The sequence below is a fragment of the Aeromonas bestiarum genome (assembly GCF_000819745.1).
Lineage (GTDB): Bacteria > Pseudomonadota > Gammaproteobacteria > Enterobacterales > Aeromonadaceae > Aeromonas > Aeromonas bestiarum.
In genome coordinates this window covers 104165-130141 of the sequence record NZ_CDDA01000038.1, presented here as the reverse complement: position 1 = coordinate 130141, position 25977 = coordinate 104165, and the positions used below count along the sequence as shown (strand labels likewise).

The following is a 25977-nucleotide window of genomic DNA, read 5'->3' as shown; positions in this document are numbered from 1 at the left end:
TAATTGGGACATAGCCTAAAAAAAGCGGGCCGACAGGCCCGCTTCGTCATTCAGGATCCGGCTCAGACGGGAGGATGGAAGGCGCTGGCCTCCCGGGTCGCCATCTCCTCGTAGGTGGCCCACTTCTGCCAGGCCACTTTTTGCGCCACCTGCATCAGCCGCTCGGCTTCTTCAGGATGACTCTGGGCCAGCACCCGGTAGCGGTTTTCCTCTGCCCTGTACTCGGCGAGCGGAATCGAAGGGCGCAGGCTGTCGAGGCTGAAGGGGTTCTGCCCCGCGTGGCGCAATACCGGGTTGTAGCGCAGCAGCGGCCAATGGCCCGAGTCCACCGCCCGTTTCTGCTGGGTCAGCCCCAGCTCCATGTCGATGCCGTGGGCGATGCAGTGGCTGTAGGCGATGATGAGGGACGGGCCCGGATAGGCCTCAGCTTCGCGCAACGCTTGCAGCGTCTGCTGCGGATTGGCGCCAAAGGCGATGCGGGCGACATAGACATTGCCATAGGAGATGGCCTGCAGCGCTACATCCTTCTTGGCGAGCGTCTTGCCCCCCGCAGCGAACTTGGCGACGGCACCGAGCGGCGTCGATTTCGACATCTGGCCGCCGGTGTTGGAGTAGACCTCGGTATCCATCACCAGCACGTTCACATCCCGCCCGGAGGCGAGCACGTGATCGAGCCCCGCCGAGCCTATGTCATAGGCCCAGCCATCGCCGCCGACGATCCAGACCGAGCGACGCACCAGTTGATCGATGAGGGACAGCAGCTCGCGGGCTTGCCCCGAGTTCACCTCCTCCAGTCGTTCGCGCACTTGGGCCACCCTGCCCCGCTGGGCGCGGATCTGTGACTCCAGCCGCTGCGGGGCGCTGACAAGCGACTCGACCAGCTCTGCGCCAAGCTCCCCCTTCATCGCCTTGAGGGCGGCCACCGCCTGACCGTGATGCTGATCGGCGGTGAGGCGGAAGCCAAAGCCGAACTCGGCGTTGTCCTCGAACAAGGAGTTGGACCAGGCCGGTCCCTTGCCTTCGCCGTTCTTGGCCCAGGGGGTGGTCGGCAGGTTGCCGCCATAGATGGAGGAGCAGCCGGTGGCGTTGGCCACCAGCATGCGATCGCCAAACAGCTGGGTCAGCAGCTTCAGATAAGGGGTCTCGCCACAGCCCGCGCAGGCGCCGGAAAACTCGAACAGGGGCTCCAGGAACTGGGCGCCGCGCACCGTGGAAAAATCCACCCGCTCGCGGGCAGGCCAGGGCAGGCTCTCGAACCAGCGCAGCGCCTGTTTCTGGCCAGCGAGGTGCGGCGCCTTGTCCATCATGGCGATGGCACGCTCGCCCTCATGACTTTCATCCGCTCCAGCCCGCACCGGACAGGCCTGCACGCACTGGCCGCAGCCGGTGCAATCCTCCGGATAGAGCTGCAGGGTGTAGCGGCTGTCGGGGAAACCCCTGGCGGTGACGGGCACCGACTGGGCCGCCTCAGGGGCGGTGGCCAGCCAGTCCTGGTGATAGAACTTGGCCCGCAGCGCCGCATGGGGGCAGACGAAGACGCAGTTGCCGCACTGGATGCAGATATCCGAATGCCAAATCGGGATCTCGCGGGCGATATCCCGCTTCTCGAAGCGACTGGTGGCTGTGGGGTAAGTGCCATCCACCGGCAACATGGAGACGGGGATGAGATCGCCGCGCCCCGCCAGCATCTCGCCGGTCACCCGCTGGACAAACTCGCTGCCGCCGGGGGCCAGTGGCAGCGGATAGTCGCTGATCGGCTCATCACCGGCCGGGATCGCCACCTTGCAGAGGTGAGCCAGGGTATCGTCCACCGCCGCGAAGTTGCGCGCCACCACCTCTGGCCCCTTGCGGGCATAGCTCTTCTCTATGCTCTCCTTGATCAGCGCAATGGCCTCGTCCCGCGGCAGTACTCCGGCCAGCGCGAAGAAGCAGGTCTGCATTATGGTGTTGATGCGATTGCCCATGCCGTTTTGCTCGGCCACCCGATCCCCGTCGATGCAGTAGAGCTGGATGTTGAGGGCGCGGATGCGGGCCCGCAGCCGCTCGGGCAGGCGGGCCCAGACTTGGCTTGCCTCACAGGGGGCGTTGAGCAGCAGTATGGCCCCCTCGGCGGCGTGCTCCAGCAAGTCCACCGACTCGACAAAGCTCCACTGGTGGCAGCCGATGAAGCTCGCCTGCTCGATGAGCCAGGGCGCGTCTATGGGCTCGGGGCCAAAGCGCAGGTGGGAGACAGTGCGCGAGCCCGACTTCTTGGAGTCGTAGACGAAGTAGCCCTGGGCGTGGAAGCCCTCCAGCTCGCCGATGATCTTGATGCTGTTCTTGTTGGCGCCGACCGTGCCGTCGGCGCCCAGGCCGAAGAAGAGCGCCCGCACCCGGCTGGCGGGCTCCAGATCGCCGATGGGGTGCCAGGCCAGACTGAGGCCCGAGACGTCATCGACAATCCCCACGGTGAAACGCGGGCGCGGCGCATCGGATGCCAGCTCCTCGAACACGGCGGCGCACATGGCGGGGGTGAACTCCTTGGAGGAGAGGCCATAGCGGCCGCCACTGAGCCAGGGCAGTCGCTTGAGAAGGCCGCGCTGCAAGCCGTCGATGAGGGCGCTCTGCACATCCAGCAGCAGCGGCTCGCCGCCGGCGCCCGGCTCCTTGGTGCGATCCAGCACAGCCAGGCGGCGCACGCTGGCGGGCAGGGCATCGAGCAACGCCTGCACCGGGAAGGGGCGATAGAGGCGCACCACCAGGACTCCTGTCTTGCGATCCTGCCGGTTGAGCCAGTCGACCGTGGTACGGGCGGTGGCCGCTCCCGAGCCCATCAGCAAGATGACGTCAGTGGCATCCGGGGCACCGTGGTACTCCACCAGCCGGTAGTGGCGGCCGGTGAGGGATCCCAGCTTGTCCATGCACTGCTGCACCCGTGCCGGCACCGCCTCGTAGAAGGGGTTGACGCTCTCGCGGGACTGGAAGTAGGTATCGGGGTTCTGGGCGGTGCCGCGCATCACGGGGTGATCCGGGTTGAGCGCCCTGGCCCTGTGGGCCCGCACCCAGTCGTTGTCGATGAGGGCGCGGATCTCGTCCCTATGCAGGGCCGTGATCTTGTTCACCTCGTGGGAGGTGCGAAAGCCGTCGAAGAAGTGGATGAAGGGCACCCGGCACTGCAGGGTGACGCTGTGGGCAACCAAGGCCAAGTCCTGCGCCTCCTGCACAGAGCCGGAGGCGAGCATGGCAAAGCCGGTGCTGCGCGCCGCCATCACGTCCTGATGGTCGCCAAAAATCGAGAGCCCCTGCGCCGCCAGCGATCTGGCCGCCACATGGAACACAGCAGCGGTCAATTCCCCGGCGATCTTGTACATGTTGGGCAGCATCAGCATCAGCCCCTGACTGGCGGTGAAGGTGGTGGCGAGCGCCCCCGCCTGCAGGGCGCCGTGCACAGTCCCGGCCGCCCCCCCTTCGCTCTGCATCTCCACGACTGTGGGGATGTTGCCCCAGAGGTTGGTCTGCCCCTCGTCCGCCCAAGCGTCAGCCAGCTCGGCCATGGTCGAGGAGGGGGTGATGGGATAGATGGCGCACACTTCGCTCAGCTGGTACGCCACCCGGGCCGCGGCTTCGTTGCCATCGACCATGATCAGTTCATGTTTCATTGGGACTCCTCCGGTTGGCGCAACTCGATGGCGTGGCAGGGGCATTGATCGTGACAGGCACCGCAGCCGGTGCAGCGATCCGCATCCACCCGATAGCCGTGGCCCGGCCCCAGCTTCTCGATGGCCTGCTCGGGGCAGCTGCCGTAGCAGCCGTCGCACTCGAAGCAATTGCCGCAGGAATAGCAGCGCGCCGCCTCGTAGCGGGCCGCCGTCTCGTCCAGCCCACCTATGATCTCGCCAAAGTCGTCCCGCGCCCACGCCGGTTTGACCGGCTGACTGCTGGCGGGCGCATGGGTCTGGAACCAGAGCTGCAGCTGCTCAGGCCCCACCAGCGGGTAGGAGAGCGGTTTGTGGTAGTGGCGACCGCGCAGCCAGGCATCCATGTGGCGCGCCGCCTTCTTGCCGTGGCCGGTGGCTATGGTGACTGTGCGCTCCGAGGGCACCATGTCGCCGCCGGCAAAGAGGCCCGGCACGTCTGTCATGAGGTTGTCTGCCACCTGCACCACCCCCTCCTGGCTGACCCGCACGCCGGGGATGCTCTCCAACACGCTCAAGTCCACCTCCTGACCGAGCGCCAGGATGAGGGAGTCTGCTTCGAGTGTTTCAAACTTGCCGGTGGGCACAGGCTTGCCCTGCTCATCCAGCGCCATCACCTCCACTTCAATGCTGGTGTTGTCGAGCTGGCGAATGCTGCGCAGCCAGTTGATCTTGATCCCCTCCTCCTCGGCCTCAAGGGCCTCGAAGGCGTGGGCCGGCATGTGATCCCGGTCGCGCCGGTAGATGATCATCGCCTCCTCCACCCCGAGGCGACGGGCGGTGCGAGCCGCATCCATGGCGGTGTTGCCGCCGCCATAGATAGCCACCCTGCGTCCCAGTTTGGGGGGCGGCAGACCCTGCTCCTCGGCCAGGCTGGCCTGCTCGAGGAAGCTCACTGCATCGAGGATCTTGCCCGCCTCCCGGGCCGGAATATCGACCCGCTTGGCCAGATGGGCGCCTATGGCCATGAAGACGGCATCAAAGCCCCCCTCGTCACGCGCCTTGAGCACGTCCTCCACCTTGTGATTGAGGGTGAGGGTGACGCCGGCGGCCAGGATGCGGGCCACCTCCCTGTCCAGCACGTCGCGGGGCAAGCGGTAAGCAGGAATGCCAAAGCGCAGCATGCCGCCGGCCAGCGGCCCCGCCTCGCGGATCTCCACCTGATGGCCGAGCCGGTTGAGGTGCCAGGCACAGGACAAACCGGACGGGCCGGCGCCGACGATCAGCACCTTCTTGCCGCTGGCGGGTGCAGGCGGCGCAGGCTGCCAGCCACGGGCCAGCGCCTCGTCGCCGAGGAAGCGTTCGATGGCGTGAATGGAGACGGCGTCATCCACCTGGGCGCGGTTGCAGGCGCTCTCGCAGGGGTGATAACAGACCCGCCCGTGGACCGCAGGCAGGGGATTTTCTTCGATAAGTCGTTGCCAGGCCGCTTCAAAGTGGCCCGCTTCGGCCAGGGCAAGCCAGGCCTGGATGTTCTCGCCGGCCGGGCAGGCGTGGTTGCAAGGTGGCAGGGCCGGCCGCCAAACGGGTAGCCGAGTACGGACCGGGCCTGTTCCCGTTTTCTGGGAGAGATCCGGCTGTGGGGTCATATCCAGTTGTTTGCTCATACATTGCTTTCTTCTTTTTGTGTGACAGGCCCCATCCGATGGCGCTTGATACCGTTTTGCTTGGGCAGACGGTGGCCGGAGGGGGAAGAAGCGAAAGCGTTAGAAACTGGAAGCTGACTCGATAGTGGACTGATTTTTGTACTGAATGGCGGATCAGGATCAAAAAATGTTGCACTTTATGGGGTCTGGAGCGCGGAACGTGACCCCTGTAACATCTTGCCCAATTGCACACGAGATGGCGTTGACCGACTTATCCAACCGAGGCGGTCGGCGCCGGATCGCCATATGAGGACGGCACAGGGCGGCAACCATGCAAGGATTGCTGCACAGGGCGGGAACCGTTATCTTGCCTCCTCTTCATCTGCACAGGCCACTGCACAAGGACTCGGACATGCCAACACTCGACAGCATTCATCTCTACCCCATCAAATCGACGGCAGGCATGCCACTGGCCCGTGCCCGGGTGACCGAAGAGGGCCTGCTGGGGGATCGCCGCTACATGGTGGTCAAGCCGGACGGCAGCTTCATCACGGCCCGCACCCATCCCCAGTTGCAACAGGTAGTGGCCACCCCCATGGCCGGCGGCCTGCAGTTGCGCTATCCGGGTCTTGAGCCACTCACACTGCGAGAGCAGGATTTTTCCCGCACGCCCAAGACCACAGGGGTCTGGGGCGACAGCTTCACTGCCCTGCAGACCCAGCCCCGGGCCGATCACTGGCTGAGCCAGGTGACGAGGGAGCCGGTGCAGCTGCTCTGGCTTGGCGAAACATCAGACCGCTTTCGGGAGAAGACAGGCACCCGGGTCAGCTTTGCCGACGGTTATCCGCTGCTGTTGATCAGCCAGAGCTCGCTCGATGATCTCAACCTGCGCTCCGATGCCCTGCACCAGATGAGCCAGTTTCGCACCAACCTGGTGGCGAGCGGCACCCGTCCGTTCGAGGAGGACAGCTGGGTGCGCATCCGCATCGGCGAGGTGGAGTTTCGGGTCGACAAGCCCTGCAGCCGCTGCATCATGACCACGGTGGAAGCGGGCACGGATCGCTTCAATGCCCTCAAGGAACCGCTCGCCACCCTCACCCGCTATCGCCGGGGCGAGGATGGGGATGTCTATTTCGGCCAGAATCTGGTGGCCCTCAACGAGGGCTGGATTGAGGCAGGCAGCGAGATAGAGGTGCTGGAGACGACCCGTCCCCGGGTCTACCCCAACGCGGCGCCGAAGAAGCGGGCGCTAGTGTGCGTGGCCCGCGAGCCGCTGGCACGGGATCTGGAAACCTTCTGGTTTGAAGCGGCCGATGGCGAACCCCTGCCCGACTACCTGCCGGGACAGCACCTGCCCATCAGCCTCGACCTCAAGGGTGAGCGGCTGCAGCGGCGCTATACCCTGAGCTCAAGCCCGGATCTGCCGGATCGCTACAGCATCAGCGTCAAGCGCCTCGGTGAGGGGCGCATCTCTCCCTGGTTGCACCAGCAACTGCGGGTGGGTGATACCCTGCTGGCATCCGCCCCGGCTGGCGAGTTCCACCTCGGCACAGAGCGCTCGCTGTTGCTGCTCTCGGCCGGCTCAGGTGTCACCCCCATGCTCGCCATCGCCCGCACCCTGGCCCTGCGCGGGGAGCTTGGCGACGTTCACTTCATGCACCTGTGTCGCAGCGAGGCCGACATCCCGGCCGCCGCCGAGCTCTACGCCATGGCGCAGCAGGGGATGGCGCTCACCCTGATCCTGAGCCAGCCCGATGGCCACTGGCAGGGGCTGAAAGGGCGACTCTGCGATACCCATCTGGCCCAGATCAAGGGGCTGCACCAGCGGGAGGTGTTCCTGTGCGGTCCTCACGGCTTTATGGCCGATGCGGCGGCCAGACTGACCGCCCTTGGCGTGCCCGCCAGCCAGATCCGGCAGGAGAGCTTCGGCGGCGCCATCCTCTCGGTGGCGCGCCCCCACAAGGCGATACGGCTGCGCATAGGTGAACAGGCCTTTGCCGGCAACAATCAGGGAACCGTGCTGGATCAGGCCCACAAGCAGGGAGTGGAGCTGCCCTGGAGCTGCCGCGCCGGCATCTGCGGCAGTTGCAAGCAGACCCTGGTCTCGGGAGAGGTGGATCACCCGGATGCCCCGGCCATCACGGCCGCCGAGCGCGCCGAGGGCAAGATCCTCACCTGCTGCGCCGTGCCGCTGACCGATCTGGTGATCGGGCCGCGATAATCCAAGGGGCCGGGAGCATGGCGTCATCCATGCATCCCGGCCCTCCCCCTTTTCTCGGCGCTGCCCGCCAAACTTGCCGAGCCCGGCTCCTATACTCACAGCAACAACAATAAAACCCCACAGAAGTACCGGCCTTCGCCGTGTGACAAAGGGGGTTGCTCTGGTGAGAATAAGGACGCTCAAACCATGGAACAGAACAGACCCACCTTTCAGTTCAACCTCCTGCTCTCCGTTGTCACCCTGATCCTGCTGTCGCTGGTATTTTTTGCCTACAGCTGGTCAGGGACGCGACTCGAACAGAGTTATCAGCAACGCTACCAATCCTATCTGCTGGCCGATGAACTGCGGCAATCCTCCGACGATCTGACCCGGCTCGGTCGCACCTATGTGATCACCAAGGATCCCGCCTACGAACAGCAATACATGCGGATCCTGGCCATTCGCAACGGTGAACAGAACCGGCCACAGGGCTACAACCGCATCTACTGGGACTTCGTCGCCGCCAACGGCCAGAATCCGAGGCCCGACGGCAATCTTCGCCGCGGCCTCATCGATCTGATGAAGGACGCCGGCTTCACCGACGGGGAGCTGGCCAAGCTCAACGAGGCCAAGAACAACTCGGATGCCCTGGTCAACACAGAGGTGGCGGCCTTCAAGCTGGTGCAGCAGACGGATGGTGATCAGGCCGCCAACCAGCAAAAAGCCATCGCCATGATGCATGACAAGGCCTATCACCAGAACAAGGGACGCATCATGTCCCCCATAGATGACTTCTACGTCATGATGGAGAACCGTACCCAGCAGGCGGTGGACGACGCCACCAGCCAGTCCTCCATGCTGCGTTACCTCTTCATCGCCCTGGGTCTGGTGTTGATGTTCTTCCTGTGGCGCACCTACAAGGCCCTGCTCGATCTGGTCGGCACCTCGGTCAGCCAGCTCAGGAGCGATCTCGGCAGCCTGGCGCAGGGGGATTTCTCGCGCCAGATCCATGTGCCGAGCGGCGCCAAGGAGAGCCTGATCGGCCTGCTGGCCACCATGCAGTCCACCCTCAAGGGGATCATTGCCCAGGTCTCCCACTCCACCGAGGAGCTGTCTGGATCGGCCGACAGCATAGCCCAGATAGCGGAGCAGACCGCCCAGTTTGCCACCTCCCAGCAAACCAGCACCCAGACCATGGCGGCGGCCATCGAGGAGCTGGTGGTGAGCATCAGCCACCTCTCCGACAACGCCACCCATGCCGACGAGTTGAGCAAGGTTTCCGCCAATACCCTGGAAGAGGGATCCGGCGTCATCAAGCAGACCCTGGACAGCATACAGAGCATCTCGGACACCGTATCCAACGCGGCCAGCAGCCTCTCCGAGCTCAACAGCCACACCCAGCAGATCTCGGACATCATAGAGGTGATCCGCGGCATCGCCGATCAGACCAACCTGCTGGCCCTCAACGCGGCCATAGAGGCGGCGCGGGCCGGTGAGCAGGGGCGCGGCTTCGCCGTGGTGGCCGACGAGGTGCGCAATCTCGCCAGCCGCTCGGCGGCCTCGACCCAGCAGATCACCGGCATGATCAGCAAGATCCAGAGCGGGGCGGATGCCTCCATCCGCAGCATGGAGAACACGGTCAACAACGTCTCCCGCGGGGTGAGCCTGGCCAACCAGACGGGCGAGGCCATCGCCAGCATCAAGAGCCATGCCTCCAACCTGACCGGCCTGATGGGGGAGATAAGCCACACCCTGCGCGAGCAATCCACCGCTGCCAACGAGGTGGTCTCCACCGTCGGCAACATCACCTCCCTCTCAGAGCAGTCGGGGGACGCGGCCCGTCACGTCTCCCAGGAGGCGGCCAAGCTCAAGCAGCTGTCACGGCTGCTGCGCCAGGAGATGGGCCACTTCAAGCTGTGATCCTATGGCACAAAGCAAAACGGCTGCCCAAAGGCAGCCGTTTTTTATGCGGGTGTGTCACCCTGGCATCACACTCAACCGCGCAGGGCGGCGATGCGCTGCTCGATGGGCGGGTGGCTCATGAACAGCTCGCTCACGGAGCGCTTGCCGTTGATGCCAAAGGCCATCATGGCACCTTCCATCTGCGGCTCGGCACCGCGGGAGAGGCGCTGCAGCGCGGCAATCATCTTGTCGCGGCCGGCCAGCTTGGCGGCGCCGGCGTCGGCGCGAAACTCACGCTGACGGCTGAACCACATGACGATCATGGAAGCCAGCACGCCGAACAGCATCTCCAGCACGAAGACGGTGATCATGTAGGCAAAGCCACCGGAGCTGCTGCTCTCTTCGCTGTTGTTGGAGCTGAAGAAGTTGCTGATGACGCCGGCCACGATACGGGCGAAGAACATCACGAAGGTGTTCACCACCCCCTGGATCAGGGTCAGGGTCACCATATCGCCGTTGGCCACGTGGCTCACCTCGTGGGCCAGCACGGCCTCCGCCTCGTCCCGGCTCATGCTGTAGAGCAGGCCGGAGGAGACGGCAACCAGCGAGTCATCGCGGCGGGCACCGGTGGCGAACGCATTCATCTCGGGGGAGTCGTAGATCCCCACTTCCGGCATCTTGATGCCCGCTTCACGGGCCTGACGAGCCACGGTACTGACCAGCCAGTGCTCGGTCTCGTTGCGGGGTTGCTCGATGACCTGGACGCCATAGCTGCGCTTGGCCATCCACTTGGACATCAGCAAGGAGATAAAGGAACCCCCAAAACCGAACACGGCACAGAACACCAACAGACCGGAAATGCTGGACTTGTTGATCCCCAGAACCGAGAACAGGATATTGAGTACCACCCCCAGCACCAGCATGACGGCCAGGTTGGTCACCAGGAATAGCATAATTCGCTTCATATTGACTCCTTGTGAGATATGGATGCGTGGCCCCGCACAGCGTCACTGCCGGCCGGGACCACACCTGCCCACATAATAGATAGATTCGATGAATGTTCGCTGAATGTCGGCCTCAGAGCAGGGGCGAAATGTCGAGACGCCCGCGCAGATCGGCCTCGAGCGGATTGTTTACAAAGGGTATTTCACCCAAAAACGGGGCGGGCAGCAAGCCCCGCAAGGTGTCCAGGTTCTCCTGGTAGTGACTCATGGAGCCGTGCAGCCGATTGATGACCCAGCCCGCCACCGGCAGGTTGTCATTGCGAATGGCGGCGAAGGTGAGCAGCGCATGGTTGAGGCAACCCAGCTTGGCCCCCACCACCATGATCACCGGCATGTTCTCCTGCTTGACCCAGTCCGACAGCAGGTGCTTGCGATCCAGCGGCAAAAACCAGCCCCCGGCCCCCTCCACGACGATGAGCTCGGCGCCCGCCTGCTCAATCTGGCGCAAGCCATCGGACAAGCCCGTCAGCGTGATGGCCTCACGGGCCTCGCTGGCGGCGATATGGGGCGCGATGGGCGGTTCAAAGGCGAACGGATTGACCAGATCGTAGGGCAGAGGCAGGCTCGCGGCCTCCTGCAACAGCACGGCGTCCAGGTTGCGCAGCCCATCCGGGGTGCGGGCACAACCGGCGGAGACCGGTTTGTAACCGGCGCACTGGATGCCGTGGGCGGCAAATTCCAGCAACAGGGTGCGGGCGACCAGCGTCTTGCCCACATCGGTATCTGTGCCGGTGATAAAGAAGGATTTAACCATGATGACTCCTCAACGCAAATCAGGTGCCTATCCGCATGTGGGGACAGATCACCTGCGTATCAACTCTTTCAGGTCGAGCGGCAGATCCACCGCCTGCTCAACCTCGGACCGGTTTATCGGCGGCTCGCTTGCCCCAGACAGACCTGGTAGCTGGCGGTCAGCCTGCCGTCCGGCTGACGATGGGCTTCATAGGCCAGGCTCAGGCGCTGCAAGCGCTGCCGGCTGCTGAGGCCGGGCTGGCGCTCATCATTGATCTGGCTGGCCCCTATCCCCTTGAGATCGCGCAGCAGACCGCTCAGTTCGGGATAGACGAGCGACCAGGTCAGGCTCTCGAGGCGAGGAGCAGTGAAGCCCCCTGCGGCCATGGCATCCTGCAATTGTGGCAGGCTGAGGAAGCGATTGACATGGGGACTGTCGTCAACCGTGCGCCAGGCCTCACGCAATTGCCAGAGCGAATCCGAGAGCAGGGTCGAGAACAACAGCCGGCCGCCGGGTTTGAGCACCCGATGCAGCTCGGCAAAGGCCTGCGCCGGACGCTCGCACCACTGCAAGGCCAGGCTGGAGAAGACCCAGTCCAGACTCTGATCGGCAAAGGGCAACTGCTCCGCATCGCCGCACACCAGTTGAGCGCCACTGCCGCGCAGGGCCGCCTGCGCCAGCATGCCGGGGGCGAGATCCAGCCCGTGCAGCCGGTGACAACGGCCCGCCAGGTGCGGCAGGAAGAAACCTGTGCCGCAACCCAGATCCAGCCCGCTCACCGTCGGCTCAAGGCCAACCTGCCTGTCCGGCATCCGCTCGAGCAGCGCCAGCCCCACCTCCTGCTGGAAGCTGGCGTGGGCGTCATAGTGGCGGGCGGCCGCCCCGAAGCGGCGGGCGAGCTGGGCCTTGTCGACCGACTGGAAACGCTCATGCATGGCGAGCACCTCTCGGGTCTGCGGCATCCAGATCCCCGCTGGCCAACAGGGTGCAAGGGCCGAGGGCATAGAGCAGGCGATCCACATCCTGTTCACTGTGGGCCGCGCTCAGGGTGATGCGCAGCCGCGCCGTGCCCGCCGGCACAGTGGGCGGGCGAATGGCGCTGACCCAGACGCCGCTATCCCGCAACCGCTGTGCCAGTTGCAAGGCAGCCGCGCTCTCCCCTACCAGCAGCGGTTGTATGGGAGTGTCGCTCGCCCCAAGCTGCCAGCCAAGGGCGGCGGCGCCCTGCCGAAAGCGGGCTATCAGCTGCTGCAAGCGGACTCGGGCGCCGTCGGCGCCGCGCACCAGTTCGATGCTTTTGCTCACGGCGCAAGCCTGGGCGGCGGGCATATGGGTGCTGTAGACGTAGTGACGGGCGAAGTTGACCAGATAGTCCACCAGCTCGCGGCTGCCGCCGACAAAGGCCCCGGCCACCCCGAGCGCCTTGCCAAAGGTGCCCATCTGGATGTGGACGCAAGCGGGATCAACTCCTTGCGCCTCCAGGGTGCCGCGCCCCTCTGACCCCAGCACGCCGAGACCGTGGGCATCGTCGATCATCAGCCAGTTGCCGCTCCGGGCGGCCAATGCCGCAAGCTCGCGCCAGGGGGCCTGATCCCCGTCCATGCTGAACACCCCTTCCGAGACGATCAAGCCCCGATTTGGTTCGAGTTGACGCCCGAGAGCGGCCATATCGTTGTGGCCGAAACGCTTCATCTTGCAGGGCAGCTGGCTGCCCATCTCCTGCAAGGAGGCGTGGTTGAGTTTGTCTTGCCACAGCAAGTGATCCTTGCCGAGCAGGGCCTTGAGCACCGCCTGATTGGCCGAAAAACCGCAGTTGAACAGCAGCACAGCCTCCACCCCCAACCAGTCGGCAAGCGTCTCTTCCAACTGTTGGTGGGCGCGGCTGTAACCGGTCACCAGCGGCGAGGCGCCTGAGCCCGTTCCATAGCGGTCAATCCCCTCCTTGAAGGCGGCCTTGATGGCGGGGTGATCCGCCAGCCCCAGATAGTCGTTGGCGGAGAGGTTGAGGTAGTCGCGCCCATCGACCACCAGCCTGGCTCCCGTGCGGCCATCTGTGGCAGTGCGGCGGCGCAGCAAGGCGGCCTGCTCGCGCCCGGCCAGCGCAGCGCCCAACCCAAAGGGACCCGTTACCACTGGGCTCTTCATGGACGCGCTACGCCTGCACGGGGACGGGTGGCATCGTAAAACATCTCATCCGGCTCGCTCTGGCGACTCACCTCGGCCAGCAGCTCCTCTTCTTGTACCTGGTCCGGCTTCAGGGCCCGCTGGGCGGGGCGGATGCCGAGCCGCTTGAACAGCTGCATGTCGCTGTTCTCGTCGGGGTTCGGCGTGGTCAGCAGCTTGCAGCCGTAGAAGATGGAGTTGGCCCCTGCCATAAAGCACATGGCCTGCATCTGCTCGTTCATCTTCTCCCGCCCGGCCGAGAGGCGCACATGGGAGGTGGGCATCATGATGCGCGCCACGGCTATGGTGCGGATAAATTCGAACGAGTCGAGGTTCTCTTCGTTTTCCAGCGGCGTCCCCTTCACCTTGACCAGCATGTTGATGGGCACGCTCTCCGGGTGGCGCGGCAGGTTGGCCAGCGCCATCAAGAGGCCCGCCCGGTCTTTCGCCTGCTCCCCCATGCCGACGATGCCACCGGAGCAGACCTTCATGCCGGCGCCGCGCACATGCTCCAGGGTATCCAGCCTGTCCTGATAGGTGCGGGTGGAGATGATCTCGCCGTAGAACTCCGGCGAGGTGTCGAGGTTGTGGTTGTAGTAGTCAAGGCCCGCCGCGCCGAGACGGGCGGCCTGATCGGCGGTCAACATCCCTAGGGTCATGCAGGTCTCCATGCCGAGCCCGCGCACCTCCTCGATCATCCGCAGGATATAGGGCATGTCCCGCTCCTTGGGGTTGCGCCAGGCGGCCCCCATGCAGAAGCGGGACGAACCGTTGGCCCTGGCCTCGCGGGCCCGTTCCAGCACCTTCTCCACCTCCATCAGCCGCTCTGTCTCGAGCCCGGTGTGATAGCGGGCGCTCTGGGGGCAATACTTGCAATCCTCCGGGCAGGCGCCTGTCTTGATGGAGAGCAGGGTGCTCACCTGCACCTCGTTGGGATCGAAATGGGCACGGTGTACCGTCTGGGCCTGGAACAGCAGATCGTTGAATGGCAGGGCAAAAAGGGCCTGAACCTCGGACAGGGTCCAGTCGTGGCGAAGGGCGTGGCCGCCCAGGGTGAGAGCATTCATACATGGCTTCCGATTGTTATAAGTGGGATCCTGCGCCGGCCATCCCGGATGAGCGAACACAGAAACCGCCGCTGTGCCTGCACCTTCTCAATGGGCAGAGCCAAGTGGCTGAAATTGTTGGCTAGTGTAGAGAGCGCGCGTAGACTGTCAACACCGACCAGATCAAACCAATTGACAACAGAACACATAATGACCAATCAAGAATTCGACCTGCACCACGTCTGGCACCCCTATACCTCCCTCACCCACCCCCTGCCCTGCTATGAAGTGGCCAGCGCCAAAGGGGTAAAAATCACCCTCAGCGATGGCCGCGAACTGGTGGATGGCATGAGCTCCTGGTGGGCCTGCGTCCACGGCTATCAGGTGCCGGAACTGGACGCGGCCGCCACCGCCCAGCTCGGCAAGATGTCCCACGTGATGTTCGGCGGCCTGACCCATGCCCCGGCCGTCGAGCTGTGTCGCAAGCTGGTGGAGATCACCCCGGCCGGCCTGGACAGAGTCTTCCTTGCCGATTCCGGCTCGGTGGCGGTGGAGGTGGCGCTCAAGATGGCCCAGCAGTACTGGCACGCCAGGGGCACCCCCAGAGCCAAGTTCCTCACCCTGCGCGGCGGTTATCACGGCGACACCTTCGGCGCCATGAGCGTCTGCGACCCGGATGGCGGCATGCACGAGCTCTATAAAGGCTTCCTGCCGGAGCACCATTTCGCCCCGGCACCGAGCTGCCGCTTCCACGCCGAGTGGGACGAGCAGAGCGTGGTGGAGCTGGCCACGCTCATGGCTGACCACCACCAGGAGATCGCGGCCATCATACTCGAGCCCATAGTGCAGGGGGCCGGCGGCATGCGCTTCTACCATCCCCGCTACCTGCAGTGGGTGCGCGCCCTGTGCGACGAGTTCGGCGTGCTCTTGATTGCCGACGAGATCGCCACCGGCTTTGGTCGCACCGGCCAGCTGTTTGCCTGTGACTGGGCGGGGATCAGCCCCGACATCATGTGTCTGGGCAAGGCGCTCACCGGCGGCTACCTGACGCTCTCGGCGACCCTGACTACCGAGCAGGTTGCCCGCACCATCTGCGACGGCAAGGCCGGCGTCTTTATGCACGGCCCCACCTTCATGGGCAACCCATTGGCATGTGCGGTCGCCAACGCCTCCATCGATCTGCTGCTGGCCTCCCCGTGGCAGGAACGGGTGCAGGCCATCGAACACCAGCTGCGTACCGAGCTGGTGGAACTGACCCTCAACCCGGCGGTGGCCGATGTGCGGGTGCTCGGCGCCATCGGCGTGGTGGAGATGAAGGAACGGGTGGACGTGGCGCGCATCCAGCGCAAGTTCGTATCGCTTGGGGCCTGGATCCGGCCGTTTGGCAAGCTTGTCTACCTGATGCCTCCCTTCGTCATCACCTCCGAGGAGCTGAGGGTATTGACTGGCGCCATCAATGAGGCCATCGCCAGCGGCGAATTCTGAGCCTGAATGAACAGGCCCTGCATGAGAATGCAGGGCCTTTTGACTCTTTTTCATCAGAATGTGAGCGAGGCACCAGACCCGGACCGCCGGGGCGAGTAGACTGCGCGGGTTTTACCCAACAGACGTACCTTTCCCATGCGCCTCTCCATTGCTGCCAAAATCAACTTCTTCCTGCTGTTCATCTTCTCCATGGTGCTGGTCTTCTCCGCTGCCTATCAGGCGGTGCGCGAGCGCGACCTCATCCTGACCCTGATCAAGGAGCAGAGTCGCGAGCAGACAGAGGCCTATTTCGACGGTCTCAACATGCTGATGCTGACCGGCAAGATGGATGCCCGCGACACCCTGCGCAGCAAGTTTCTCGATCACGCCCACGTGGAGGATGCCCGCATAGTGCGCGGCGAGTCGGTGAGCAAGCAGTACGGGATCGGCCACGAGAGCGAGCAGCCCAAAGACAGATTCGACGAGCTGGCGCTGGCGGGCAAAGGCAGCCTGGAGGTGGTGCACGACGGCATGCACAGCAAGCTGGTGGTAACCCGGCCGCTGCTGGCCAAGAAGGATTTTCGCGGCACCGACTGCACCAGCTGCCATCAGGTGGCGGAAAATACCGTGCTGGGGGCGGTGCGCTTTGACTACTCCCTCGATACCCTCTTTACCCGGGTCGAGCAAAACATTCTCACCTCGGCGCTGAGCCTCACCGTCATCTTCGGGCTGGGTCTGCTGCTGACCCTCTGGGTCATCCGCACCTGGATAGTGCGCCCCCTCAACCAGCTGACCCGCTCCATGGAAGAGGCCACCGATCTGCACGACTTCGGTCATCGACTGGAAGGGGATGAAGGGGACGAGATAGGTCGGGTCGCGCTGGCCTACAACCAGATGCTCGACAGCGTGGAGCGCCAGCTGGGCAAGCGCCCCGCACCTCGCCCGGAGAGGGACGAGAAAAAGCAAGATTAGCCCCTGTAGTAGAACAGCAGGCTGGCGATGAGGATCAGCAACAAGATGGCCAGATGCACCAGGCCGACATCCTCCCGACGACGGCAACGTTGCCGCTCGAACAGCAAGACCACCAGGGTCAGCACAGAGCAACCCCAAAGCCCGTGCACCAGCCAGGGAGTCAGCACGGGATCCCAGCTCTGGCGCACCTTGACCCCGCCATAGACCAGAAAACCGTAGGCCGTCTGTGGCCGCGCGAAGTGATAGAGGGAGAGCAAGGCGATGAAGCCGCCCCAGCAGAGGATCACCAAGCCCTGCAGCACCCGGGTCAGCCGGTCAGGTCCATGTCGCCGCTCTTTCATGCCCATCCCTCACCCAAGTGGCCCGGTCATGAAGTGATCCGGACACAAAACCCCTCCAGAGTCCGACATTTTTGCTTGTTTATCAAACCCGCGCGGGTAAGATTGACGGCTTAGTCTGCCATGATGGGTCTATCAATGCCCGGGCAAGACCCATAGCGCTGCAAGAACAAGCTGGAGACAATATTTCGATGACGCACGCATCCGTAGTAGATGTGCTGACCGGTAAATATGCGGTTGGCACCACCCAGACAGTCAAAGGGTGGATCCGGACTCGCCGTGATTCCAAGGCGGGGATCTCATTTTTGGCCGTATCCGATGGCTCCTGTTTCCATCCGGTACAGGCGGTTGTCCCCAATACCCTGGCCAATTATGAGAATGAAGTGCTGCGTCTGACCACAGCTTGCTCCGTGGAAGTCACCGGTGTGGTTGCCGCCTCCCAGGGCAACGGTCAGGCTTTCGAACTGCAAGCCACCGACGTCAAGGTCGTAGGCTGGGTCGAAGATCCGGACACCTACCCCATGGCCGCCAAGCGCCACAGCATAGAGTACCTGCGTGAACAGGCCCACCTGCGTCCGCGTACCAACATAGTCGGTGCCGTGACCCGGGTGCGCAACTGCCTGGCCCAGGCCATCCACCGCTTCTTCCATGAAGAGGGTTACCTGTGGATTGCGGCTCCGCTCATCACCGCCTCTGACACCGAAGGTGCCGGCGAGATGTTCCGCGTCTCCACCCTGGATCTGGAAAACCTGCCGCGCACCGACGCCGGCAAGGTCGATTACGACAAGGACTTCTTCGGCAAGGAGACCTTCCTGACCGTGTCCGGTCAGCTCAACGTCGAAACCTACGCCTGTGCCCTCTCCAAGGTCTACACCTTCGGGCCCACCTTCCGCGCCGAAAACTCCAACACCAGCCGCCATCTGGCCGAGTTCTGGATGGTTGAGCCGGAAATTGCCTTCGCCAACCTGGACGATAACGCCGCCCTGGCCGAAGCCATGCTCAAATACGTCTTCAACGCCGTGCTGAGTGAGCGCCGCGACGATCTGGAGTTCTTTGCCCAGCACGTCGACAAGGATGCCATCGGTCGTCTGGAACGCTTCGTCTCCTCCGACTTCGCCCAGATCGACTACACAGATGCCATCGAAGTGCTGAAAAACTGTGGCAAGACCTTCGAGTTCCCTGTCTCCTGGGGCATCGACTTGTCCTCCGAGCACGAGCGCTATCTGGCCGAGGAGCACTTCAAGTCTCCTGTGGTGGTGAAGAACTACCCGAAAGACATCAAGGCCTTCTACATGCGTCTCAACGATGACGGCAAAACCGTTGCCGCCATGGACGTACTGGCCCCGGGGATCGGCGAGATCATCGGCGGTGCCCAGCGTGAAGAGCGCCTCGAAGTACTCGATCAGCGCATGGCCGAGATGGGTCTGAACAAGGAAGATTACTGGTGGTATCGCGATCTGCGCCGCTTCGGCACAGTCCCGCACGCCGGTTTCGGCCTCGGTTTCGAGCGTCTGGTGGTCTATGTGACCGGTATGGGCAACGTCCGCGACGTCATCCCCTTCCCGCGTACCCCGCGTACCGCCGAGTTCTGATTACTACCACTTGCCGACAAAGCCGACCCCGGGGTCGGCTTTTTGTTATTCGGGCAGCGCCATTCCGCCCTGCAGACCACCACAATTAATCACCCACTCCACTCCCCCACAGCCCACCTGCCACTCCCCTCACCCCCTGCAGCACATAGAGCCCCGTACGGTGCCGTTTATTGGCACAACAAATAACAATGATGTTAATACGTGGTTTTTATGCAGTTAAATCAAAAAGCGATGAGTTATTGAAGTACCTCAAATTTTTACCCCTTTTAGGAGGGCACAATACCCACTAACCCTTTAGGGCTAAATAAAAAACAGACAATCCCGGTCCATGAACCCAACACAACACTGACATGGATTAAATCACGCGAGGTAATGGAATGATCTTGATGGAATTTTTTGTGGTGCTCGGCTGCTTGCTGCTGGGTACCCGGTTTGGGGGCATGGGACTGGGTCTCATCAGCGGCATAGGTCTGTTCCTGCTGACCTTCGTGTTCGGCCTGACCCCGGGTGAACCGCCGGTACAGGTGATGCTGACCATACTCGCCGTGATCGGCTGCGCCGCCACCCTGCAGACTGCGGGCGGCCTCAACCTGATGATGCAGATTGCCGAGCGCCTGCTGCGCCGCCACCCCCAATACATCACAATCCTGGCACCGCTCACTACCTGGACCCTCACCTTCCTGTGCGGCACCGGCCACGTGGTCTACACCATGTTCCCCATCATCGCCGACATAGCGCTGCAGAAGAACATCCGCCCGGAGCGCCCCATGGCGGTGGCGTCCGTTGCCTCCCAGATGGCGATCTGTGCCTCCCCGGTCTCGGTGGCCGTGGTCTCCATGGTCTCCATCCTGGCGGCCGGTCATGGCATAGGTCAGGCTTACGGCCTGCTCGACATCCTGATGATCGCCATCCCCTCCTCCCTGACCGGCGTGATCATGGCGGCCCTGTGGAGCCTGCGCCGCGGCAAGGATCTGGACCAAGACGAGGAGTTCCAGGCCAAGATCAAGGATCCGGAACAGCGCACCTTCGTCTATGGCGGTGGTGAAACCCTGCTCAACACCAAGTTCCCGAAAGAGGCCTACTGGTCGACCTGGATCTTCTTCGCCGCCATCGCCGCCGTGGTCTTGCTCGGTGCCAACGAAGGGCTGCGCCCCGTGTTCACCATCAAGGACAAGACGGGCCCGCTCTCCATGAACCTGGTGATCCAGATGATGATGCTGATCGCCGGCGCCATCATTCTGATGCGCTGCAAGGTCAAGCCGGGCGAGATCTCCAACGGCCCCGTGTTCAAGGCCGGCATGGTCGCCATCTTCTCCGTGTTCGGGGTTGCATGGATGAGTGAGACCTTCTTCCAGGCTCACATGCCGCTGCTGAAAGAAACCCTGGCTCACGTGGTACAGGCCCAGCCCTGGACCTACGCCCTGGTGCTCTTCCTTATCTCCAAGCTGGTGAACAGCCAGGCCGCCGCCCTCACCGCCATCGCCCCCATGGGTCTGGCGCTGGGGGTGGAACCGAAACTGCTGATCGCCTTCCTGCCGGCGAGCTATGGCTACTTCGTGCTGCCGACCTACCCGAGCGATCTGGCCTGTATCGGTTTCGACCGCTCCGGCACCACCCGCATCGGCAAGTTCATCATCAACCACAGCTTCATCATTCCGGGGCTGATCGGGGTCAGCAGCTCCTGCGCCCTGGGGTATGTGCTGACCACCATTCTGCTCTAATCGCAGCGGCGTTTATCACGCTCTTGCCAGGCAGGCCCCCGCACGGGGGCCTGCTCTTTTCTCCCCGGTCAATTCCTGCCACGATTTCCCGCTGCGGCTTTACCTGCGCCCCCGCCACTGGGTAGCATGCCCCCTCGTTCACCATAGGAATCTTCCCCATGTCTCGCGTCATCCTACTCTGGAGCGGTGGCAAGGATGCCATGCTGGCCCTCTGCCATGCCCGCGATGCGGGCCATCAGGTGGTGGCACTGGCCACCTTTGCACCGCCAGAGCCCCGGTTTCTGGCTCACCCCTTGCCGCTGGTGCGCAGTCAGGCGGCGGCCCTCGGGCTGCCTCATCTGCTGGTCACCATAGAAGCGCCGTTCGAGCAGAGCTACGAAACCGCGCTGAGCCGCTTGCAGCAGGAGTGGGCGCTCGATGGGGTAGTGACCGGCGATATCGACAGCGTGGGGGGCGCACCAAACTGGATCCGCGAGCGCAGCCAGCCGCTCGGGCTCGTCGTCCACACCCCGCTCTGGCAGCAATCTCGCCAAACCTTGCTGGCGGATATGCTGGCGCGCGGCATAGTCGCTCACCTCTCCTGCGTCGATACCCGGATGCTGGCTCCCGAGTGGGCCGGGCGCTCGCTCAATGCAGCCACCCTCGCCGAGTTGCAACAGCTGGCCGAGCGCCAGGGATTTGATGCCTGCGGCGAGCAGGGGGAGTACCACACAATGGTGACCGATGGCCCCGGCTTTGCCGCTCCCTTATACCTCGATGGCTGGCAGGTGGCACGGCAGGATCATCTGGCCTATCTGGCGGAAGAGGGCGCGAGCCATCTAGTCAGTTAGGCATTAGTCAGTTAGGCGCTAGCCATCTAATCAGTTAGGGCTGCGCCAGACCATCCAATTTCCATAAAAAACAGGAGGCCTGAGCCTCCCGTTTGCACTGCTTTTATTCGATATGTCAGCGTGCCAGCTTGCCCAGTACCCGCTGCAACAGGCGGATGCGCGACTCTATGCTCTCCAGCAGCAGGAATTCCGCCTCCGAGTGGAAGCCGCCACCCATGGGGCCGAAGCCATCCAGCGACGGCACCCCGGCCGCGGCGGTGAAGTTCGCATCCGAGCCGCCACCTGCCTCCAGCCAGTTGAAGGGGATCCCCTCCTCCAGGCCTGCCGCTTCCACCAGCGCCATCAGCGCTTCGGTATCGCCACTCGGGCGCATCGCCGGTTTGAAGGCCTGGCGATCCACCTCGACCCGGCAGCCAGCGAGGAAGGGATTGTTGGCCATGAAGCCGAGCCGCTCATGCACAGCCGCCGCCTCTTCGTTGCGCCAGAAGCGCAAGTCCACGATCGCCTCGGCAAAGTCCGGCACCACGTTGACGCCAGTGCCGCCCTGCACCACCCCCACGTTCATTGTGGTGCCCGTCTCAAGATTGACCTGATCGTTGATGGCCAGCACCCAATGAGCCAGCTCTGTGATGGCCGAGATCCCCTCGCTCAGCGCCGAACCGGCGTGGGAGGCCTTGCCGTGGAAGCGGATGCGGTACTTGGCATTGCCCTTGCGGGCGCTGATGAGATCCCCGTTGGGGCGAGCCGCCTCGGCCACCAGCACGCAACCGCTCTGCTTGGCCTTCTCCACCAGCCAATCTTTGGACCAGGGGGAGCCCACCTCCTCATCGCAGTTGCAGCAGACCAGCACCTTGAGTTTGGCCAGTTGCGCCGGATCCATCTCTTTCAGGGCATACCAGATAGAGAGCAGGCCGCTCTTCATGTCCGACACGCCGGGGCCAAAGGCCTGATTGCCTTCGATGGAGAGCGGACGCTTGGCCGCCGTCCCCTCGGGGAAGACGGTATCCATGTGGCCGCACAGCATCACGTCGTAGTGATCGGCGCCCGGCGCATTGGTTGCCTCGAGGCAGGGGCCGCACTCAGGAGCGAACTGGTGGCGGGTCACCTGCCAGCCGATCGCCTGATACTTTTCGGTCATGATGTCGGCCACCCGAGCCACCCCGGCCGGGGTGCGGGTGCCGCAATCGAGATTGATGAGCGGGGCCAAGTCGGCCAGATAGCTATCGAGGGAAAACGGGCTCTTTACATCTGTCATCATCTTCTCCATGCAAGCCTTGCCACTCGCGGCCAAGGCCTGTCAGCAACAGGATGAGGGCGGGCAGCCGCGCTGCCCGCCCCGTCATTACATACACAGCAGACCATCACATAAACAGCAGATAGTTGAGCCCCAGCGCCGTCACCAGGGCGCCCGCCATGGGCACGCTGGTGCGCTTGACCACCACGAAGGGCGACACCCTGGCGATCCCCGCGCAGGCGATCAGCACGGCCGCTATGGGGGATATGGTGCGACCAATGCTGGAGGCGAGCTGCATCGGCAGCAGCATGGTCACCGCGGGCACCCCGAACTTGGCCGCCACCGCCGGCGCCAGGGTCGAGAAGCTGAGGAAAGCCGCGTTACCCGAGCCCATGATGACAGCCGCCACCATGATCAGCGCCACTATCACCAGCGTCATCAGCGCGCTGCCAATGCCGGCATTGCTGGCCGAGTGCAGCAGGGTGTCGATGGCACCTATGGCCTTGAGGGATTCGGCGAACAGCTCGGCGCAGACGATCAGCGCCACGACCGGGCCGAACACCTTGCCCATGCCATCGAGGAAGCTCGACAGTCCGGCCATGGCGGTGCGCAGCGAGCGGCTGCGCAGCAGCTCGCACAGCATGCCGATAAAGACCGACAGCAGCATAGCCACCTCCACGCTGACGCTGATGGTGGTCACCAGCAACTTGGAGAAGGTCATCATCAGCACGAAGGGAATGATGGGCAGCAGGGCATACCAGATCGGCGCCTGCACGGCCTCAGTGCCCTGCTCGTCCAGCTCGGCGTGCTCGCCGCGATGCTGGGCCGGATCCCAGCCATCCTGGCGATCGCAGTGACGCTGCCAGAAGAAGTGCAACACCATGGTTACCAGCAGCATGGGGGCCACCAGCCAGATCTGGTAGTCAACGAAGTAGCTGGTCGGGTCCATGCCGGATTGACCGGCGGAGAAGATGGCATTGGTCTGGGTCGGGCCAATTTCAAACGCCTGGGAGGTGGCGATGACGCCACAGGCGGAGGCCGGGCTGATGCCGAGGTTGCGCATCACAGGATACATGGTGACCATCAACAGCAGGCCAAGGCCGGTGGCGGAGGTGACGAACAGGGAGACGAATACCGCCACCAGATAGCAGATTGAAAGCATCAGGTAGCTGGACTGGATGCCCGCCACCGGCTTGACCGCCACCCGCACCAGCGCCTGGGAGGCACCGATATGGGACATGTAGGTGGCAAAGCCCGCCACCGCCATTATGGTGAGGCCGAGCCCGGCCGCGCGGTAGGAGAAGATCCCCTTGAACACCTCGAACAGGTCGAACAGGGCGAAGCCGGTGCTCTTGTCCGCGGGCAGAATGGGGTGCAGCCCCAACCAGTAGGCCACCGCAAAAATGGCCATGCCCGCCAGCGCCAGCACCGCCTGCGGGTTGTAATCCTTGATGATGCCGTAGACCACGGCGATCAGTACGAGCAAGACAAATAAGAGTTCCAATATTCGCTCCTGATAAATTTATCGAGGAGCGGAATCTAGTGGTCGGGCCTCGCTTTCCCCTTGATCCCTGTCAATAAAGGTGGCTTCGCCTCCCTTTGGCGGAATAAAGTGCTACATACTTAACAAAAAACGGCCGTTTAAACTAAAGGCAAACCTTTAGAATCCCTTTGCCATCCGTTCTGGCGGATAACCTCAGGCTTTTTTGCTTTGGATCAACGTCAGGGGCCAGTGAACTGGCCAAGATGCGCATCAATACAGCGACCATTTCGCGCCGGAGAGAGTTATGACAAACCAAGCAACCGCGGGTATGACCACCAGCGACTACCAGCTATGGGACATCCTCGTCGAGTCTGCAAAGGAACGCACCACCATTCGTTACTCCAAACTGGCCAGGCAGGCCGGGCTGGAGAATAGCCAGGATGAGCTGCGCACCCTGCTGCAACGCATCCGCATGTACTGCACCGAGCACCAGCTGCCGATCCTCTCCACCATAGTGGTGGACGATGTGGGCAAATATACCGGCCTCTCCTCCAGCCTGCCGGACGCCCCCTGGGAGCGTGCCAGGGTGTTTGACTACCAGTGGCCGGTAGCGCCCTGAGTCATAGCCTCATCACAACAACGCGCCCGGTGGCGCGTTTTGTACTTCTTCGGGCCAGCTCACCTGAACCGCAGGCAAAAAAAACCCGCCTCGAAGGCGGGTACTAAGCAAGCAACGCTCTGGATGACCAGAGTAAAGAGTTCAGGCTGTCGAATCTTGCCACCCCCGGCACCACGCGAAAGAGGTAACAGGACAACATGGGTTTGTATAAATCGCTGATTTATTCAAGCTTCATGCTGACCATCGACGGGGAATGAGACTAAAGTGAAGGCCCTGCTTAAGGAAATGATTTATTAGTATTCCATTATGCACAGAATGAATTTACGAGGCGTAGACCTCAACCTGCTGGTGGTGCTCAAGGCGCTGCTGGAGGAACGCAACACCACCAAGGCCGCCGAGCGGCTCGCCATGAGCCAGCCGGCCGTCAGTCGTGCCCTGGCTCGCCTGCGGCTGCTCTATGACGATCCCTTGCTGATCCGCACGCCCCAGGGCATGGAACCCACCGCCAGGGCACAGGCGCTGCTGCTGCCGCTGCGGGAGATACTGCACGACATAGAACAGACCTTCAGCCAGCCGGAGCAGCTCGATCCGGGCAAGTTCGAGGGCGTCCTGCGCATCGGTGCCCACACCTATGTGGAGTACGTGATGATGCCGAGCCTGCTGGCGCGCCTGCAGCAGCAGGCGCCCAACCTGCGCATCCACATGGTGCCCCTCAATGCGGACTACGAGCGTCAGCTCGACGAGGGGGTGATCAGCATGGTGATCAGCAAGCAGGACGAGGTGCCCGGCCGTTTTCGTCGCATCCCGCTGTTTGAAGACAAACTGATCTGCACCGCCCACCGCAGCCACCCGTTCCAGGGCCAGGTGCTCTGCATCGAATCCTTCGCCAAGGCCCAGCACCTGCTGGTCGCCCCCCGTGGCAGCGAAGGGGGCATAGTCGACGACTTGCTGGCCGCCCACGGTATGACCCGGCATACCCCCTTGATAGTGCAAAGCTTTCTGGCTGCGCCCTTCATCCTGCCCTACGCGCCCCTGCTGCTGACCTCCCCCGCCAGGGTGTTGCGACCGCTGATGCCGCTGCTGGATCTGGTGGAGTACGAAACCCGCTTCGCCCTGCCGACCTTTGAAGTCAGCCTGATCCGCCATCGCCGCGACGACAACCACGCCATGCTCAACTGGTTCGAGTCCGAGCTGCACCTCTGGTGCCAATCCCAGCGCGAGCTTTGATCCCGCCGGCGCTCCAGGCGCCGGGCTCTTTTCTCCCCCGCCCCTTCCTGTTGCCCGTTCGCCTTTGGAAAATCACCCAAGGTGCGGCTCCGCCGTTGCCATGGGATAGTCACAATGCCAGAATCGGGCCTTTGCTTGATGTCGCGTTCAGATCTCAAGTTGCCGATTTCACGTTTCAGCTCCAAGGGC

General features: G+C 63.3%; 19 protein-coding genes. 9 read left to right on the top strand and 10 right to left on the bottom strand.

Features of this window, described 5'->3' with window-relative positions:
- Nucleotides 1-62: 62 nt before the first annotated feature.
- Both nifJ and BN1118_RS19890 read right to left on the bottom strand, forming a co-directional pair.
- Nucleotides 63-3638, bottom strand: a complete 3576-nt coding sequence (nifJ, locus tag BN1118_RS19895; protein WP_043557639.1) for a pyruvate:ferredoxin (flavodoxin) oxidoreductase — start codon at nucleotides 3636-3638, stop codon at nucleotides 63-65.
- On the bottom strand, nucleotides 3635-5281 hold the full coding sequence (locus BN1118_RS19890; RefSeq protein ID WP_043557638.1) for an NAD(P)-binding protein: 1647 nt from the start codon (nucleotides 5279-5281) through the stop codon (nucleotides 3635-3637). The genes nifJ and BN1118_RS19890 overlap by 4 nt, the downstream gene beginning before the upstream one ends.
- Nucleotides 5282-5672: 391 nt before the next feature.
- On the opposite strand from BN1118_RS19890, the gene BN1118_RS19885 reads away from it, so the two are divergent.
- Entirely contained in the window at nucleotides 5673-7481 is a 1809-nt protein-coding gene (locus BN1118_RS19885; protein ID WP_043557637.1) for an MOSC N-terminal beta barrel domain-containing protein, read from the top strand.
- A 186-nt stretch (nucleotides 7482-7667) separates the two neighbouring features.
- Entirely contained in the window at nucleotides 7668-9380 is a 1713-nt protein-coding gene (locus tag BN1118_RS19880; RefSeq protein WP_043557636.1) for a methyl-accepting chemotaxis protein, read from the top strand.
- 74 nt (nucleotides 9381-9454) lie between these two features.
- Here the strand turns inward: BN1118_RS19880 and htpX are convergent, their stop codons facing one another.
- The 5 genes from htpX to bioB form a co-directional block, all read right to left on the bottom strand.
- A complete protein-coding gene (gene htpX, locus BN1118_RS19875; RefSeq protein WP_042651327.1) occupies nucleotides 9455-10327 on the bottom strand; it encodes a protease HtpX in 873 nt (290 codons plus the stop codon).
- A 112-nt stretch (nucleotides 10328-10439) separates the two neighbouring features.
- Nucleotides 10440-11120, bottom strand: a complete 681-nt coding sequence (gene bioD, locus BN1118_RS19870) for a dethiobiotin synthase (protein WP_043140934.1) — start codon at nucleotides 11118-11120, stop codon at nucleotides 10440-10442.
- Nucleotides 11121-11233: 113 nt separating this feature from the next.
- On the bottom strand, nucleotides 11234-12034 hold the full coding sequence (gene bioC / locus BN1118_RS19865; protein WP_043557649.1) for a malonyl-ACP O-methyltransferase BioC: 801 nt from the start codon (nucleotides 12032-12034) through the stop codon (nucleotides 11234-11236).
- Complete coding sequence (gene bioF, locus BN1118_RS19860) at nucleotides 12027-13244, bottom strand: 8-amino-7-oxononanoate synthase (protein WP_052449219.1); 1218 nt, start codon at nucleotides 13242-13244, stop codon at nucleotides 12027-12029. Before bioF ends, bioC begins: the two co-directional genes overlap by 8 nt.
- Complete coding sequence (bioB, locus tag BN1118_RS19855; RefSeq protein WP_043557635.1) at nucleotides 13241-14329, bottom strand: biotin synthase BioB; 1089 nt, start codon at nucleotides 14327-14329, stop codon at nucleotides 13241-13243. The genes bioF and bioB overlap by 4 nt, the downstream gene beginning before the upstream one ends.
- A 189-nt stretch (nucleotides 14330-14518) precedes the next feature.
- Here bioB and bioA point away from each other — a divergent pair, with 189 nt between their 5' ends.
- Both bioA and BN1118_RS19845 read left to right on the top strand, forming a co-directional pair.
- Nucleotides 14519-15793 (top strand): adenosylmethionine--8-amino-7-oxononanoate transaminase, encoded by a 1275-nt coding sequence (gene bioA / locus BN1118_RS19850; protein WP_043140942.1) that lies wholly within the window; start codon nucleotides 14519-14521, stop codon nucleotides 15791-15793.
- 135 nt (nucleotides 15794-15928) lie between these two features.
- Nucleotides 15929-16744 carry a HAMP domain-containing protein gene (locus BN1118_RS19845; protein ID WP_043557634.1) on the top strand — a complete coding sequence of 272 codons (816 nt, stop codon included), beginning with the start codon at nucleotides 15929-15931 and terminating at the stop codon, nucleotides 16742-16744.
- Here BN1118_RS19845 and BN1118_RS19840 read toward each other — a convergent pair.
- On the bottom strand, nucleotides 16741-17085 hold the full coding sequence (locus tag BN1118_RS19840; protein ID WP_043557633.1) for a hypothetical protein: 345 nt from the start codon (nucleotides 17083-17085) through the stop codon (nucleotides 16741-16743). The genes BN1118_RS19845 and BN1118_RS19840 overlap by 4 nt on opposite strands.
- A gap of 188 nt (nucleotides 17086-17273) precedes the next feature.
- Between BN1118_RS19840 and asnS the strand changes: the two genes are divergently transcribed.
- The 3 genes from asnS (at nucleotide 17274) to BN1118_RS19825 (ending at nucleotide 21225) form a co-directional block, all read left to right on the top strand.
- On the top strand, nucleotides 17274-18674 hold the full coding sequence (gene asnS, locus BN1118_RS19835; RefSeq protein WP_043557632.1) for an asparagine--tRNA ligase: 1401 nt from the start codon (nucleotides 17274-17276) through the stop codon (nucleotides 18672-18674).
- A gap of 377 nt (nucleotides 18675-19051) precedes the next feature.
- Nucleotides 19052-20395: an anaerobic C4-dicarboxylate transporter gene (locus tag BN1118_RS19830; RefSeq protein WP_043140950.1), complete on the top strand. Its 1344-nt coding sequence runs from the start codon at nucleotides 19052-19054 to the stop codon at nucleotides 20393-20395.
- Nucleotides 20396-20553: 158 nt separating this feature from the next.
- Nucleotides 20554-21225: a Dph6-related ATP pyrophosphatase gene (locus BN1118_RS19825; RefSeq protein ID WP_043557631.1), complete on the top strand. Its 672-nt coding sequence runs from the start codon at nucleotides 20554-20556 to the stop codon at nucleotides 21223-21225.
- Nucleotides 21226-21340: 115 nt separating this feature from the next.
- Here BN1118_RS19825 and BN1118_RS19820 read toward each other — a convergent pair whose 3' ends face one another.
- Both BN1118_RS19820 and dcuC read right to left on the bottom strand, forming a co-directional pair.
- Entirely contained in the window at nucleotides 21341-22480 is a 1140-nt protein-coding gene (locus tag BN1118_RS19820; protein WP_043557630.1) for a M20 family metallopeptidase, read from the bottom strand.
- A 106-nt stretch (nucleotides 22481-22586) separates the two neighbouring features.
- Nucleotides 22587-23963 (bottom strand): C4-dicarboxylate transporter DcuC, encoded by a 1377-nt coding sequence (gene dcuC, locus BN1118_RS19815; protein ID WP_043557629.1) that lies wholly within the window; start codon nucleotides 23961-23963, stop codon nucleotides 22587-22589.
- A 283-nt stretch (nucleotides 23964-24246) separates the two neighbouring features.
- On the opposite strand from dcuC, the gene BN1118_RS19810 reads away from it, so the two are divergent.
- A complete protein-coding gene (locus BN1118_RS19810; RefSeq protein ID WP_043140964.1) occupies nucleotides 24247-24561 on the top strand; it encodes a hypothetical protein in 315 nt (104 codons plus the stop codon).
- A 315-nt stretch (nucleotides 24562-24876) separates the two neighbouring features.
- A complete protein-coding gene (locus BN1118_RS19805; RefSeq protein WP_043140966.1) occupies nucleotides 24877-25788 on the top strand; it encodes a LysR family transcriptional regulator in 912 nt (303 codons plus the stop codon).
- The last annotated feature ends 189 nt before the right edge of the window (nucleotides 25789-25977 follow it).

Excerpts from the sequence above, each read along its gene's own strand:
- asnS (WP_043557632.1), top strand. The coding sequence starts at position 17,274 with ATGACGCACGCATCCGTAGTAGATGTGCTGACCGGTAAATATGCGGTT.
- BN1118_RS19840 (WP_043557633.1), bottom strand. The coding sequence starts at position 17,085 with ATGAAAGAGCGGCGACATGGACCTGACCGGCTGACCCGGGTGCTGCAG.
- bioF (WP_052449219.1), bottom strand. The coding sequence starts at position 13,244 with ATGAAGAGCCCAGTGGTAACGGGTCCCTTTGGGTTGGGCGCTGCGCTG.
- BN1118_RS19830 (WP_043140950.1), top strand. The coding sequence starts at position 19,052 with ATGATCTTGATGGAATTTTTTGTGGTGCTCGGCTGCTTGCTGCTGGGT.
- bioD (WP_043140934.1), bottom strand. The coding sequence starts at position 11,120 with ATGGTTAAATCCTTCTTTATCACCGGCACAGATACCGATGTGGGCAAG.
- BN1118_RS19810 (WP_043140964.1), top strand. The coding sequence starts at position 24,247 with ATGACAAACCAAGCAACCGCGGGTATGACCACCAGCGACTACCAGCTA.
- BN1118_RS19805 (WP_043140966.1), top strand. The coding sequence starts at position 24,877 with ATGAATTTACGAGGCGTAGACCTCAACCTGCTGGTGGTGCTCAAGGCG.
- BN1118_RS19885 (WP_043557637.1), top strand. The coding sequence starts at position 5,673 with ATGCCAACACTCGACAGCATTCATCTCTACCCCATCAAATCGACGGCA.
- bioC (WP_043557649.1), bottom strand. The coding sequence starts at position 12,034 with ATGCATGAGCGTTTCCAGTCGGTCGACAAGGCCCAGCTCGCCCGCCGC.
- BN1118_RS19880 (WP_043557636.1), top strand. The coding sequence starts at position 7,668 with ATGGAACAGAACAGACCCACCTTTCAGTTCAACCTCCTGCTCTCCGTT.
- bioB (WP_043557635.1), bottom strand. The coding sequence starts at position 14,329 with ATGAATGCTCTCACCCTGGGCGGCCACGCCCTTCGCCACGACTGGACC.
- BN1118_RS19890 (WP_043557638.1), bottom strand. The coding sequence starts at position 5,281 with ATGAGCAAACAACTGGATATGACCCCACAGCCGGATCTCTCCCAGAAA.
- nifJ (WP_043557639.1), bottom strand. The coding sequence starts at position 3,638 with ATGAAACATGAACTGATCATGGTCGATGGCAACGAAGCCGCGGCCCGG.
- BN1118_RS19820 (WP_043557630.1), bottom strand. The coding sequence starts at position 22,480 with ATGACAGATGTAAAGAGCCCGTTTTCCCTCGATAGCTATCTGGCCGAC.
- BN1118_RS19845 (WP_043557634.1), top strand. The coding sequence starts at position 15,929 with ATGCGCCTCTCCATTGCTGCCAAAATCAACTTCTTCCTGCTGTTCATC.
- bioA (WP_043140942.1), top strand. The coding sequence starts at position 14,519 with ATGACCAATCAAGAATTCGACCTGCACCACGTCTGGCACCCCTATACC.
- BN1118_RS19825 (WP_043557631.1), top strand. The coding sequence starts at position 20,554 with ATGTCTCGCGTCATCCTACTCTGGAGCGGTGGCAAGGATGCCATGCTG.
- htpX (WP_042651327.1), bottom strand. The coding sequence starts at position 10,327 with ATGAAGCGAATTATGCTATTCCTGGTGACCAACCTGGCCGTCATGCTG.